General features: G+C 59.7%; 14 protein-coding genes and 1 tRNA gene. 8 read left to right on the forward strand and 7 right to left on the reverse strand.

The genetic code is table 11. The features are described from left to right. Nucleotides 1–29: 29 nt before the first annotated feature. The 4 genes from radC to BM031_RS06205 all read left to right on the forward strand — a co-directional run bounded on the left by radC (nucleotide 30) and on the right by BM031_RS06205 (nucleotide 2172). Nucleotides 30–701, forward strand: coding sequence for a RadC family protein (gene radC, locus BM031_RS06190; RefSeq protein WP_091872545.1), 672 nt, complete (start codon nucleotides 30–32; stop codon nucleotides 699–701). Between the two features lie 164 nt (nucleotides 702–865). Continuing rightward, complete coding sequence (gene rpmB, locus BM031_RS06195) at nucleotides 866–1102, forward strand: 50S ribosomal protein L28 (protein ID WP_091872548.1); 237 nt, start codon at nucleotides 866–868, stop codon at nucleotides 1100–1102. A 13-nt stretch (nucleotides 1103–1115) separates the two neighbouring features. After that, on the forward strand, nucleotides 1116–1283 hold the full coding sequence (gene rpmG / locus BM031_RS06200) for a 50S ribosomal protein L33 (RefSeq protein ID WP_005665735.1): 168 nt from the start codon (nucleotides 1116–1118) through the stop codon (nucleotides 1281–1283). A 148-nt stretch (nucleotides 1284–1431) separates the two neighbouring features. Continuing rightward, nucleotides 1432–2172, forward strand: a complete 741-nt coding sequence (locus BM031_RS06205) for a hypothetical protein (RefSeq protein WP_091872550.1) — start codon at nucleotides 1432–1434, stop codon at nucleotides 2170–2172. 48 nt (nucleotides 2173–2220) lie between these two features. Here the strand turns inward: BM031_RS06205 and BM031_RS06210 are convergent, their stop codons facing one another. The 5 genes from BM031_RS06210 to BM031_RS06230 all read right to left on the reverse strand — a co-directional run bounded on the left by BM031_RS06210 (nucleotide 2221) and on the right by BM031_RS06230 (nucleotide 7330). Further along, nucleotides 2221–3435: a DesA family fatty acid desaturase gene (locus BM031_RS06210; protein ID WP_091872553.1), complete on the reverse strand. Its 1215-nt coding sequence runs from the start codon at nucleotides 3433–3435 to the stop codon at nucleotides 2221–2223. Nucleotides 3436–3554: 119 nt separating this feature from the next. Continuing rightward, complete coding sequence (locus BM031_RS06215; RefSeq protein ID WP_091872556.1) at nucleotides 3555–4868, reverse strand: mechanosensitive ion channel family protein; 1314 nt, start codon at nucleotides 4866–4868, stop codon at nucleotides 3555–3557. A gap of 9 nt (nucleotides 4869–4877) precedes the next feature. Further along, entirely contained in the window at nucleotides 4878–6206 is a 1329-nt protein-coding gene (locus tag BM031_RS06220; RefSeq protein WP_091872559.1) for an RsmB/NOP family class I SAM-dependent RNA methyltransferase, read from the reverse strand. 12 nt (nucleotides 6207–6218) lie between these two features. Next, nucleotides 6219–6851: a phosphoribosylglycinamide formyltransferase gene (purN, locus tag BM031_RS06225; protein WP_091872561.1), complete on the reverse strand. Its 633-nt coding sequence runs from the start codon at nucleotides 6849–6851 to the stop codon at nucleotides 6219–6221. Between the two features lie 71 nt (nucleotides 6852–6922). Continuing rightward, the gene (locus tag BM031_RS06230; protein WP_091872564.1) at nucleotides 6923–7330 is read right to left on the reverse strand and encodes a barstar family protein; all 408 of its coding nucleotides are present in this window, start codon (nucleotides 7328–7330) and stop codon (nucleotides 6923–6925) included. Nucleotides 7331–7721: 391 nt separating this feature from the next. On the opposite strand from BM031_RS06230, the gene BM031_RS06235 reads away from it, so the two are divergent. From BM031_RS06235 to BM031_RS06250, 4 genes are all read left to right on the forward strand, one after another. Then, nucleotides 7722–8234, forward strand: a complete 513-nt coding sequence (locus tag BM031_RS06235) for a glycine zipper 2TM domain-containing protein (RefSeq protein WP_091872567.1) — start codon at nucleotides 7722–7724, stop codon at nucleotides 8232–8234. Between the two features lie 108 nt (nucleotides 8235–8342). Beyond that, nucleotides 8343–9125, forward strand: a complete 783-nt coding sequence (locus BM031_RS06240) for a spermine/spermidine synthase domain-containing protein (RefSeq protein ID WP_091872570.1) — start codon at nucleotides 8343–8345, stop codon at nucleotides 9123–9125. 22 nt (nucleotides 9126–9147) lie between these two features. Then, nucleotides 9148–10956 (forward strand): type IV pilus assembly ATPase TfpB, encoded by a 1809-nt coding sequence (tfpB, locus tag BM031_RS06245; protein ID WP_229408661.1) that lies wholly within the window; start codon nucleotides 9148–9150, stop codon nucleotides 10954–10956. Between the two features lie 64 nt (nucleotides 10957–11020). Then, nucleotides 11021–11096 (forward strand) — tRNA-Lys (locus BM031_RS06250). 140 nt (nucleotides 11097–11236) lie between these two features. Here BM031_RS06250 and BM031_RS06255 read toward each other — a convergent pair. Both BM031_RS06255 and BM031_RS06260 read right to left on the reverse strand, forming a co-directional pair. After that, a complete protein-coding gene (locus BM031_RS06255; protein WP_091872573.1) occupies nucleotides 11237–13246 on the reverse strand; it encodes a T6SS phospholipase effector Tle1-like catalytic domain-containing protein in 2010 nt (669 codons plus the stop codon). Continuing rightward, nucleotides 13227–13793 (reverse strand): DUF3304 domain-containing protein, encoded by a 567-nt coding sequence (locus BM031_RS06260; RefSeq protein WP_177207666.1) that lies wholly within the window; start codon nucleotides 13791–13793, stop codon nucleotides 13227–13229. The genes BM031_RS06255 and BM031_RS06260 overlap by 20 nt, the downstream gene beginning before the upstream one ends. Nucleotides 13794–13806: the final 13 nt, after the last annotated feature.

Raw genomic sequence — 13806 nt, forward strand, 5'->3', positions numbered from 1 at the left:
ACCCACTATTCAATCACGGAGACCCAGGCATGAAAATCAGCGAATGGCCGCTGGAACAACGTCCGCGCGAACGGCTGCTGCGCGCCGGCGCTGGCGCACTGTCGGACAGCGAACTGCTGGCCATCTTCCTGCGCGTCGGCGTGGCCGGCAAGAGCGCGGTGTCGCTGGCGCGCGACATGCTCGACCATTTCGGCTCGCTGCACCGGCTGCTGCACGCCACGTCTGGCGAATTCGGCCAGCTGCACGGGCTCGGCCCGGCGAAATATGCGCAGCTGCAGGCGGCGGTCGAGCTGACCCGGCGCGCGGTAGCGGAAGAATTCGAGCGCGAGGCGCTGTGCTCGCCGCAAGCCGTGCGCGACTACCTGCGCCACCAGTTCGCGCTGCAGGCGCATGAATCCTTCGTCGTGCTCTTCCTGGACGTGAAGAACCGCCTGATTAATTATGAGGAGATGTTCCGCGGCACGCTGACCCATACCAGCGTCTACCCGCGCGAAGTCGTCAAGGCAGCACTGCGGCGCAATGCCGCGGCCCTGATCCTGGCGCACAACCACCCCTCCGGCGTGGCCGAGCCGAGCGAAGCCGACCTGCGGCTTACCTCGGCGCTGGTGCAGGCGCTGGCGCTGGTCGATATCCGGATACTGGACCACTTTGTGGTTGCCGGGACACAGGTGCATTCCTTCGCCGAACACGGACAGTTGTGAACGAATAACAGCGTGAAAACAGGGTGTTAGCTCACTCAACAGCAAATGTTAAATGTGTCGATTGATATAAGACACATTTGTTTTTCGCAAGTGATTGATTTGGCGTCGCTTTTCACGCTATACTCTCGTTTTTCCAGTTCGGAATACTATTTAAGGAGTGCACTATGGCACGTGTCTGCCAAGTTACCGGCAAGGGTGTGATGGTTGGCAACAACGTCTCCCACGCTAACAACAAAACCAAGCGTCGCTTCCTGCCTAACCTGCAGAATCGTCGCATCTACGTGGAATCGGAAAATCGCTGGGTCTCCCTGCGCCTGTCCAACGCCGGTCTGCGCGTGATCGACAAGCTCGGCATCGACGCCGTGCTGACCGACATGCGTGCCCGTGGCGAAAAAGTTTAATTAGGGAGCTATCATGGCAAAAACTGGCCGCGACAAAATCAAGCTGGAATCGACCGCAGGTACCGGTCACTTCTACACCACCACCAAGAACAAGCGCACGATGCCGGCGAAAATGGAAATCACCAAATTCGACCCAAAAGCACGTAAGCACGTGATCTACAAGGAAACCAAGATCAAGTAATCGATCTTGCTGTTCCCGAAAAAGCCGCCCGTTTCGACTGGCGGCTTTTTTATTTGTGCTTGACCTCGCTCACCGCGCAGCCAACGCAACGATTGCAATTTGCGCTAGACCGTGAAAGCATGGGCCTGTCGCCCTTGCCACGAACCGCATGTCCACCCCCTTGCGCCCCCTCGCCGTCACCGCCATCGCCGCCGCCTGCGCGCTGGGCGGCTTGCCGGCGCGCGCCCAGGCGCCTGAGCGCTTGCAGACCGTGGAAATCAAGGCCGCCCGCACCCGCCTGCTGCCCTACAAGGAATTGTTCTACCCCATGGCCAAGGCGGTACAAAAGAGCCTGGCCGGCCGCGTCGCGCTGGCGGTGCAGCTGCGCGCCGCCAAGGCCGGCGTGCGGACCGACGACCTGGCGCTGTGGCTGGAAGGGGGCGGCGAATCGCTGCCGGTGCGCCCTGGCGAGCACGGCCTGTACATCGTGCCGGTCGAAGACCGCATCGCCGAGCGCGACGGCAGTTTTTCCATCAACAAGCACCCAGGCGAGCTGCGGACCAACCTGGTGCTGGTCCCTACCCTGCCCCCCGATGCCTGGACCATCGGCGAAGTGCGGCGCCTGCTGCACGACGTGCATGCGACGCTCGATCCGCTGGTGCCCTGGCACCACCGTTTCCTGATGTGGGCGTTCACTCGCCGGCTCGGCGTGTCGGTGTGCAGCCTGTCCCCTGGCGCGCAGGTCGACGTGGTGGACGGCGAGCGCGTATTGGCGCGCTATCCCACCAGCGAACCGGCGCGCAACCACGCGAATGCACCGGTGTTCTGCCACCGCTTCACCGGCAACGAAGACTTCGATCCGCGCGCGCGGCTGGTGCTGCCGGAAGACGCGCAGGTGTTGCTGATCTGAATAAAAAACGGCTCCCGAGGGAGCCGTTCTCTTGTGCAGCCAGGCTGCTTATGCGTAGCTGCGCAGGCGCAGCGAAAAGTCCTGCAGCGCCTTGATCTTCGAGGCTTCGGCCCGTGCGCACCAGTCCTGCAGCTGCTGCAGCAGCTGGTCGCGGGTCGAATGCGAACGTTCCCAGATCGCGCCCAGTTCCACGCGCATCTGGTGCATGGTTTCCAGCGCCTTGCTGTGTTCGAACAGTTCGACCAGCTGCTGCTTCTGCGACGATTCCAGCTTGCCCGGCTCGCGCTGCATCAGCTTGCGCGAGCTCTTCAGGAAGCGCGCTTCCAGCTCGGCCTTGTGCTTCAGGTGTTCGAATTCTTCGTGGAAGGCGACCCGCACCGACTTGGCGTACTTCGCCATCACGTCGTAGCGGTTGGCGATGACAGACTGCAGGGTGTCGAGGTCGGCCACCAGCTTGTCCTTGGCGAACTTCGGCTCCGGCGCCACCTTCTTCACCTTGGCCAGGCGCAGGGTTTCCAGGATACGGATATAGCCCCAGCCCAGGTCGAACTCGTACCACTTGCTCGACAGCTTGGCCGAAGTGGCAAAGGTGTGGTGGTTGTTGTGCAGTTCTTCGCCACCGATCAGGATGCCGAACGGGATGATGTTGGTCGCCGCATCGCTGCAGTCATAGTTGCGGTAGCCCCAGTAGTGGCCGATGCCGTTGATGATGCCGGCAGCGGTGATCGGGATCCACATCATCTGCACGGCCCACACCGAGATACCGACGATGCCGAACAGTGCGACGTTAATGAACAGCATCAGCACGACGCCCATGGCGCTGTGCTTGGTGTACACATTGCGTTCGATCCAGTCGTCCGGCGTACCGTGGCCATACTTCTCCATGGTTTCCTTGACCTTGCTCTCGGCGCGGTACAGCTCGGCGCCTTCGAACAGCACCTTGCGGATGCCGCGGGTCTGCGGGCTGTGCGGATCTTCTTCGGTATCGCACTTGGCGTGGTGCTTGCGGTGGATCGAAGCCCATTCCTTGGTGACCTGGCCGGTGGTCAGCCACAGCCAGAAGCGGAAGAAATGGCTCGGGATCGCGTGCAGGTCCAGCGCGCGGTGCGCCTGGTGACGGTGCAGGTAGATCGTCACGGCGGCGATCGTGATATGCGTGAGCCCCAGCGTGGCGAAGAACACTTCCCAGCCGGTGAAATCGAGCAGTCCGGTGGACAAGAACTGCAGCACGGCTTGCACGGCATCGCTACTAAAGAATTCCATTCAGTCTCCAATGTGTATTGCATCAGCGCACCAATTCATGCGCGGCGACTAGCAACCAAACATTTTACGCGGTTCTAGTGACGCACGGCACGCCTAAGTGTCTAATTTCATGCACTTATTTACGTTTCGGTGGGGGTTCGGGCCACAACCGATGTTATGTGTGCATCGAGTAAGCGCGTATCAATAGACGGATGGCCAAGTTTTATCGCGCCAGACTGAACCAGCGCATAGATTTTCTTGTTCACATCCGAAATCGGCCCACCCTGCCCGTTTTCCGGATCGGCCAGCCAAAAACCCACTTCCAGTTCATAGCCGTCGGCCGCGAAGGCGTTGAGCAGCACGTTCGGGGCCGGCGCTTCCAGTACCCGGGCGACGCCGCGCGGCTGCGCTTCGAGCAGCGGCATGACGGTGGACAGGTCGCTGTCGTAGGACACGACCAGCTTGGTCACCGCGCGCACGTTGCGGTTGCTCGCGGACTGGTTCAGCACCACGCCGGTGATCAGCATTTCGTTTGGCAACAGGGTTTGGGTGCCGTCAGTGCTGCGCAGCACCGTATAGCGCGTATTGATGCGCGCCACCTTGCCTGAATACTTGTCGATGGTAATCGGGTCGCCGATGGTCAGGCTGCGTTCGAGCAAGATGATGAAGCCGGACACGTAATTGCTGGCGATCCGCTGCATGCCCAGGCCAAGGCCGACGCCCAGCGCACCACCGAACACGGACAGCACGGTCAGGTCGAGACCGGCCAGCGACAAGCTGAACAGCACCGCCACCAGGATCAGCAGCGCCCGGCTCATGCGGGCCAGTACCACCTTGAGCGAGCTGTGCATGCGCTCGACCCGCATCAGGCGCTCTTCCAGCGCCGCCCCGGCCCACAAGGCCAGCATCATCAGCACCACGATCGACACGATGCCCTCGACCAGGTCGGACAGGGTGATCTTGTGCTTGCCGACAGGCAGGAAGGTACGGTCGAAGAAGCGCATCACATCGGGCAGCACGCCCGTGATGTGCAGCGCCACGCCCAGCCATACGACCAGCGCGAAGATTTTCTCGAAGGTCTGGAGCGCTTCGCCCAGCTGCCCGCGCCGTGCGAACACGCGCCGCAGCAGGTAGAAGAAGGTGCGGATCACCGCCATCGACGAGGCCAGCGGCACCGCGATGTCGAGCAGGTGCACGCTCTGGTAATTGGCCATCGCCACGCGCGTGACCGCCAGCAGCCCGAGGATGAGCAGCGGCGGCAGCACCCGGGCGAAGCTGCCCATGCCCAGGCCGATCAGGCCGGTATGCTGGTGGTTGTCGAGCCAGGACCGGTGCATCAACCGCGCCAGGCCCCAGCCGACGGCGACGCACAGGACAATGGCAAGTGCCTGCCACAGGATGGCAGGCTTGTGGATGTCGCCGAGCAGGTCGGCCAGCAGTTGCTGGAGCGGCATGTCCCGGTGTTATTCCTCGTTGCCTTCAGCAGCCTCGTCGGCAGCCTCGCGCGCCGGCTTGTCCGCCGGCTCGGCCTTGGCCTTCGCCTTGCGCTCGAGCACTGCGGCAAAGAAGCCGTCGGTCTGGTGCTTGTGCGGCAGCATCTTGAGGTAGTCGCCCATCTCGAGCGGAATCTTCTGCTCGGCCAGCACCGCGCTCATGGGCACCAGGGTAAAGTCCGGATGGCCGGCAAGGAACTGTTCGACGATGAAGTCGTTCTCTTCGTTCAGCAGGCTGCAGGTGGCGTACACCAGGCGGCCGCCGCCCTTGACCAGGCGCGCCGCGCCGGCCAGGATCGCGGCCTGCTTTTCCTGCATCTCGCCGATGGCTTCCGGCTTCTGGCGCCACTTGACGTCCGGGTTGCGGCGCAGGGTGCCCAGGCCGCTGCACGGCGCGTCGACCAGCACGCGGTCGATCTTGCCGGCCAGGCGCTTGATCTTGGCGTCGCGCTCATGCGCGATCAGCACCGGATGCACGTTCGACAGGCCGCTGCGGGCCATGCGCGGCTTGAGCTTGGCCAGGCGTTTCTCGGACACATCGAAGGCGTACAGGCGGCCGGTATTGCGCATGGTCGCGCCCAGGGCCAGCGTCTTGCCGCCGGCGCCGGCGCAGAAGTCGACCACCATCTCGCCACGGCGCGCGCCAACGATCTGGGCCAGCACCTGGCTGCCCTCGTCCTGCACTTCGATGGCGCCATCCTTGAACAGCGGCAGGTTCTGCAGCGCAGGCTTCTTCAGCACGCGCAGGCCCAGCGGGGCGTAGGGCATCGGCTCGGCGGCAATCGGCGCCTTGGCCAGCTCGGCCATGACGTCGTCGCGGTTGGCCTTGATGGAGTTCACGCGCAGGTCGAGCGGCGCCGGGGTGTTCAGCACCGCCGCCAGCTCAAGGGCTTCTTCCTGGCCGAACTGTCCCACCAGCTTTTCGTACAGCCAGGCCGGCAGGTTGGCCTGCATTTGCGGCGGCAGCAGGGTACGGTCGACTTCCTTGATGCGGGTAAGGAAGTGGGTCTCGTCTTCGCTCAGGCCGCCAAGGGCGTCGATGCCGGCGGTTTCGGAAAGTCCCAGCAGGGCCAGCTTGCGCATCGATGGCGTATTACCGGCGCCGGCGAAATCGGTGTAGAAGGATTTGTTGCGCAAGACGGCGTACACGGCTTCGGCGATGACGCCGCGCTCGCGGCCACCGAAACGCGGGTGGTCCTTGAAGTAGCGCGACAGGGTAACGTCGGCCGGCGACATAAAGCGCAGTACCTCGCGCAATACCTCTTCCGTATTGCCGAGGATTGCTGGTGGCAATCTCATGAAATTCCTTGGTTAAATGCTTGTGGTTTCGGCGGGCGCACCGTGAAGGATGCGCACTTCGCCATGTTCAATACTGAGCCGGTCTTCGATGAAGAGGCGCACAGCATGCGGATACAGCTTGTGTTCTTCGACGAGGACGCGGGCCGACAGCGTGTCTTCGGTATCGCCCGGCAGCACCGGCACGCGGGCCTGCGCCACGATCGGGCCGTGGTCCAGTTCGGCCGTGACAAAATGCACGGTCGCGCCATGTTCGGTTGCGCCGGCATCCAGCGCCCCCTGGTGCGTACCCAGTCCCGGGAACAGCGGCAGCAGCGAAGGGTGGATGTTCAGCATGCGCCCTGCGTAATGCTCGACGAACGGCGCAGTGAGGATGCGCATGAAGCCGGCGAGCACGACCAGGTCGGGGGCAAAACGGTCGATCGTTTCCTGCAGTGCAGCATCAAACTCGGCGCGGGTGGCATACTGCTTGTTGGCCACCACCGCCGTCGGGATGCCGCGGGCCTGGGCGAACTCCAGGCCTTTTGCTTCCGGTTTATTGCTGATGACAGCTGCAATACGTGCCGGCCAGGCATCCATTTCGGCGGCGCGCACGACGGCTTCCATGTTGCTGCCACGGCCGGAAATGAGGATCACGATATTTTTCATACCCCGCATTGTACCGTATCGCCAGCGGGCAACCGCAGCGGCCGAGGCCATGCCAGGCGCGTCTTGCCTGCTTATGCAGGAATCGCGAAGGAGTAGAATACGCGGAACGGGACTTTCTTTTCGGCCCAGAATTCGGCCGCATCGCGGAACACGTCGAGCAGGTTCTCGCGCGCTTCCTTGTCGAATTTCTGCGCGCTCGGCAGTTGCTCGAGCACGACCAGGAAGCCCGGCTGTGGGCCGGCTTCATTAACAGTTTCAGTCAGGCATTTGCGCAGTGCGTCGAAGTTTTTGCTGCAAGGTTTGGGGAAATAAAAGTTTTCGCCGATGCGGGCGCACACCTGTTGCTTGGTCAAGGTGTTGGCACAATGCGCATACAGGAAGTGCTGACCCAGGCGCGCAGCTTCCTGTTGCAGTTCGGCGACGCGGAACGCGCGGATCGACTGGACAAGATTAGGCGGCACTCTCATCAACAAACTCATTTTTTCCTCAAGTTGACCAGCTTGGTACGGTGTCAAGGCCTGAAGCGCCACGTGTCGCGGCAATTGCTGTGTGTGCATGCCCTCCCTCGCTGTCGTTTCCACGCGCCAATAAGACCCTTATTTGTGTAAGGGTAACGTTTTGTGGTATTGGAAGCAACCCAAATGTGATCTCAGGAATCTCATTTGTAAAAATTGGTATGCCACATATGCACGCCCCGCGCCCCCAATTCCCACCCTGTCATTCTGGGCGCGACCGCCCGATGCTCATTCTCCTGTTACATTTTGTTGCCATGGGGATCTGTCGAGGCCGGTGGCAAGGATTACCATACAAGGCATGAAAGTCCGGCCGATTTACCTGGACTAAACGAACGCTCCCACTACGAGGTAGAACATGAACATTCAAGCCAAACTGATCATCGCCGCCATGGGCCTTGCCGCACTGCCGCTGGCCCAGGCGAACGATTTCGAAGACTTCGGCCGCGTGGTGCGCGTGCAGCCCCGCGTCGAACAGATCCGCATGCCGCGCCAGGAATGCCGCACCGAATACGTGCAGGTGCCGGTCCAGCAAGAACGCGGCGCAGGCGGCGGCATCGTCGGCGGTATCGTGGGCGGCCTGCTCGGCAACCAGGTCGGCAGCGGTAGCGGCCGCGTTGCAGCCACCGCCGCCGGCGCCATCGCCGGCGCCATGGTCGGCGACCGTGCCGAAAACGCCAACCGCCCGCAAGGCGGCGTGCAGGAACAGGCCGTGCGCCAGTGCCGCACCGTCGATGCGTTCGAATCGCGCACCAACGGCTACGACGTGACCTACGAATACCGCGGCCAGACCTATACTTCCACGATGAGCCGTGACCCGGGCAACCGCGTGCGCCTGCGCGTGTCGGTGCAGCCGCTCGACGCGTATTGATTGACGCGCCGGCGCCTGCCGCCGGCGTTTGCCTCAGCTTCCCGTGGCGCGTGCTTGCGCTACGGGAACGCCTCCACTGATAATAGGGCGATTCAACCAGGCTGCCCTATGCTCATCAAACGTAAATCCATCGAACAGGCCGAATCCTCGCGCCGCCCCACGCGCAAGCCCAAGTTCGCGCCCGTCACCCTGTCCGAGCAGGACGGTATCCGCTACCTGCACTTCGGCACCGAATGGGTGCAGGGCGCCATGCGCATCCGCAAGCCGGACTGGCCAGAACTGGAGTACGCCCAGCAGATGATGGCGTGGATGCTGTTCATCGATGCCCCGCAGGCCATTGCCCAGCTGGGGCTCGGCGCTGGCACCTTGAGCAAATTCTGCTATCGCCAGTTCCCGCAGGCGCGCATTACTGCCGTCGAGCTCAATGAGTCCGTGGTCGGCATCTGCGCCTCGATGTTCAAGCTGCCGCCCAACGACGAACGCATGGACGTGCTCGTGATGGACGCGATGGACTTCGTCACCGACCGCGCCCACCACGGCGCCTTCGACGTGCTGCAGTGCGACCTGTACGACGCGACCGCGCGCGGCCCCGTGCTGGACACGCCCGAGTTCTACCAGGCCTGCAACGACTGCCTGGCCGAGGGTGGCATCATGACAGTGAACCTGTTCGGCGACCACCCGAGCTTCGCCAAGAACCTCAAGGCCATGAAACTCGCATTTGCCGATGTGATCTGCCTGCCGGAAGTCCACGACGGCAATGTCGTGGCGCTGTGCTTCCGCGACCGGCCGCAGCTGGACAAAGAAGCGCTGGCCGCGCGCGCCGCGCAGATCGTGGCATCGACCAAGCTGCCGGCCAAGTCCTGGGTCAAGGGCATCTTCAGCACCGACTGATTCACCCTTACGGGAGCCGAACGTGAATACGAATGCCTTCCCCTCCGCAGCCAAGCCGCCCCGCCTGCGCGCACTCGACCTGCAATCCATTTTTTCGTGGCTGCTGGCCGACGGCATCGTCACCAAGGACCACGTCAAGGCCCACTTCGCCCAGTCCCAGGGCATCCTGAAGAATGCGGCCGGATCGATGCATCCGCTGACCGCCGTGGCCCAGTGCAAACTGGTCTCCAGCCTGCCGCCGCACCGGCTGCTCACGCTCGACGTGCTCACCGAATGGTGCGCGACCAAGGTCGGCCTGCCCTTTATCCGCATCGACCCGCTGAAGATCGATTTCACCAAGGTGGCGGACGTGATGTCGGCCAGCTATGCGGCGCGCTTCAATATTCTGCCGGTGGAAATGACGGCTTCCACCTTGGTGGTGGCGACGGCGGATCCGGCGAATACTGAATGGGAAGCGGAGATCGCCAAGGTCTCGCGCCGCAAGATCGAACTGGTGCTGGCCAATCCGCTCGACATCGGCCAATACATTTCACAGTTCTTCAGCCTGGCCAAATCGATCCGCGACGCCAACCGCAACACCGGGCAAGACCTGGCGATGCGGAACAACTTCGAGCAGCTGGTTGAACTCGGCAAATCGAACAAACAGTTCGATGCGAACGACCAGCACATCGTGAATATCGTCGACTGGCTGTGGAGTTATGCGTTCGAGCAGCGCGCGTCCGATATTCACCTGGAGCCGAAGCGCGAATACGCGGTGGTGCGCTTTCGCATCGACGGCGTGCTGCATCAGGTCTACCAGGTGCCGGCGGTGGTGATGATCGCCATGACCGCGCGCATCAAGCTGCTGGGGCGGATGGACGTGATCGAAAAGCGGCGGCCGCAGGATGGACGCATCAAGACACGTACCGCGGGCGGGCAGGAAGTTGAATTGCGGCTCTCGACGCTGCCCACTGCGTTCGGCGAAAAACTGGTGATGCGTATCTTTGACCCGGAAGTGGTGGTCAAGACGCTGCCGGAACTGGGCTTCCCGCCGGACGATGCGCAGCGCTGGGATGCGCTGACCAATCGGCCGCACGGGATTATCCTGGTCACCGGGCCGACCGGGTCGGGCAAGACGACCACCTTGTACACCACGCTCAAGGCGCTGGCGACCAGCGAAGTCAACGTCTGCACGGTGGAAGACCCGATCGAGATGGTGGAGGCGGCCTTCAACCAGATGCAGGTGCAGCCAGGGATCGACCTGTCCTTCGCCGACGGCGTGCGCGCGCTGATGCGGCAGGATCCGGACATCATCATGGTCGGCGAGATCCGCGATTTGCAGACGGCCGAGATGGCAATCCAGGCGGCGCTGACCGGGCACCTGGTGTTCTCGACCTTGCACACGAACGACGCGCCGGCGGCGGTGGTGCGTTTGCTGGAGCTGGGCGTGCCCGATTATCTGCTGGAAGCGACGCTGATCGGCGTGATGGCGCAGCGGCTGGTGCGTACGCTGTGCTCTGAATGCAAGGCGCCGGGGGGAGAACTGAGCGACGAAGTGTGGCAAGGTATCGGCGGGGCCTGGAACATCCCGAAGCCGGCGACCGTGTATCGGCCGATTGGTTGTCCAGAGTGCCGCCAGACCGGGTATCGGGGGCGGACCGGCATCTATGAACTGCTGACCGTGAGCGAAGGCTTCGCGCATATCGTGCGCGAATCGGGCGACATCCAGCGCCTGCGCCAGCAAAGCATCGCGGATGGGATGAAGCCCTTGCGGATTGCCGGGGCGATGAAGGTGGTCGAGGGCGTGACCACGGCGGATGAGGTGCTGAAGGTGACGGCGGCGCTGGTGTGATTGCGGCGTTGCACAATTAACACTGGCGCAAACCGGAACAGCCGGCTATAATGCTGCCTCTTTCGGGTCGTTAGCTCAGCTGGTAGAGCAGCGGACTTTTAATCCGTTGGTCGCAGGTTCGAATCCCGCACGGCCTACCACGAATTTGTTGTAGTAAGAAGGGCGTTACGAGAAATCGTAGCGCCCTTTTTGTATTTGGTTCAGAAAACGTCACATTCTCGAATCTAAGGCGATGTCATCGACAAAACTAGCCTGTAACTCTGTCGATCACACTGAACAGTCAGGTCATTCGTTTTTCTTGATCAGCGGAAAACTGACTATCGCCTTCCAAACTTGCATATTCATATTTCTCGTCGCCACCTAAATATACAACGCGCGGGTCGGAAGGGAGCGTTGCATCTTTAGCGAACCCGGCCAAAGAATCGTGCACATAGTTATCAAAAAATGCAATAATTTTCTCATCCTTCAATCCGCTATTCTTCTCGAACTCGTTCTCGTAGGCATCTAACAGCGATTTATAATGCGGCCGGAGATTCCTGCGATTTTTTTTAACCAATCCATCACTCGCTCCGTTGTTAATTGCAATGCGAATAGCGCGCACGTCAGAAAGTAGTTGCTGGTCATACAACGTAAGCATAGCGTGAAACTTCCTCATGTTAGGAAGTGAGTCTTTTCGCGCCTTGGTAAGCAAACGGTCGCTCCGAGCAAGCTCGTACTTCTGGCGCGCCCTCTCGACGTTCACATTGTTTGCCGTAATTGCATCGCGTGCGTCACCACTTCCAGTTGTATTAGCTTGCATGTCCCGCGCTACAGTCAGGCCATCCAGAGAAATTTTTGCTATTGATTCCTTTAATTCAAGTGTTCGAACCTCTCTATCAAACGCTAAGTCTTTTTCCGAAAATTTAGCATCCTGAGACGCCACGATGGCAGCTTCCGTTTTGTCTCCTTCAGCTTTTTTCCTTATTGATCTAAACCGCCAGCCATAATAGAGTGCCATATGCCTATTAATACCATCCCCCAAGGTGGAGGCGGCTCCAACCTTTTTTATGTAATAATTATATATTTCACGTAACTTTTCATTGAACCTGAAATCTGCCTGATTATCTGCGGTCCACTCTGCCAACATAGGCACCCCACTCCGTATGGAATGTTCATACATGAGGCGTAACGGCATCAAACTCAAGCTATCAACCGATACCAGACTTTTGGCCCCTTCGCCAGGCGCATAGCCCCCACCGACGTCGGAATGCGCTCCCGGAAAGACTGATTCATAGAAGTGCGTGGGTGTCGAAACCCTGCCGTTGGCGAGCGTACTTACGCTGTCCACTGGGAAGGAATTTCTTACCTCGTGAGCGGCGACAAAGTGTCTTACCTCCTCTACTGTTTCATCCACCCGCAGCCGTCCTCCCCAATCCTTGTGCCCATCTGCAGGGCCAGGCGCCGGGTCAGCGCCGGGCCTTCCGTCAGCGGCGAAAGCTAATCTTTCGGGGCGCGAAAGTCTGTAGTTCCTCAAGCGGTTGTCAATGTTTCCAGCTATGTCATGATTGTACGATTCGTATAGCCCGGTAATGTTCGCGCTCATTGGCAAACCTACTGAAGCAACAGTATCGAACAAGCCCAGAAAACGGAAGCGCACTAGCCATGAACTATTCTTCAAGTACCACTTTTGGCCGCGCTTCTCGCATCTTTCTTCCATAATCATATTAAGAAATGCACGCGCCAAAGCCGCACCGCGACTAAATCCAAAAATGGCAACATTGATCTCTTGGATTGCATTAGCGGGCACCCTTGCTTTTGCAATCGGAGCTTTCAAAAATTCATCAAGCTGCTTGAGCGCGAAGTTTAGGCGCTCTTCTCCCATTGACCCGCAACCGAGTCCTAACGCACTCCCACCATTGTCACCGACCTCGGGGAAATAAGTACCGACACCCGGAATGTAAACGGAAAGTATTCCATCAATCTGACTAGTAGGCTTGTGAGCCCGGTAAAGCCGCGCGACATTGCTATGCTTGAACAACTCCAGATCAAATTCTCGATTATTACCAGTTCCATCAAAAAAGAATGATAGCCAAAGGAATTGCTTACACGTAGTCACAGATCCTCTTTGAGCATTTGAGCTTTTTAAAGCAGCGATGCAATGACCAATCGAAGAAGGCTTCTGCACGCACGGCGCTTGATTTGCCAAAATATATTTAGCTTGATCTGGCCCTAAACGAAGCGCCGACGCACTCGGCTGCAATGCCGGGGATTTTGCATCGCCAAGGCCTTTGCTAGTGAAGTCTTTTCCCATTTTTGCAATCTGAAAAATTGGATTTATCGGGCCGCCTGGCTTGCAAACTCAAACGCGGATCGGATATTCGCTCCGTTAAATCGACCTGCACCGTCCCGTCCGGATAAAAGTGCGTTTCGATAAAGTTAGGATTCAGCCCAGGAACACGTTTTACTTCTAATTCAATTTCTTTGTAGGCGAATCTTTTCGTTTCGACCGTCGCACCAGTTTGCATGCTAGTTTCCAAAATTTTACAACCATCAACCTGCCAGCGAATTCTCAGTTGAATTGGATAAAGGGCGTGTTTTGCTACCCTAAAACAACAAGCGATCCCGCTTCCCCCGCTAGAGGGTGAACTTAAATTGATATGGCCGCCACTTGCATTATTTACACTGTAATCGGAAATATGGCGGTCCGTGTAGTTAAACCCTACCAACCCGAGAGTAGATAAGGAATCGCCTTGGAACTGCTGAGCAAAACTGATAGCAGCCCCCCCTAGAGACACGCATACAAATAATGCAGTCTTTATGATTCGATAGCCGAACCCATTTCTCAATGAGCTAGTCATCCTTTTCACCTTA

Source organism: Massilia yuzhufengensis, assembly GCF_900112225.1.
GTDB classification, from domain to species: Bacteria; Pseudomonadota; Gammaproteobacteria; order Burkholderiales; family Burkholderiaceae_D; genus Telluria; species Telluria yuzhufengensis.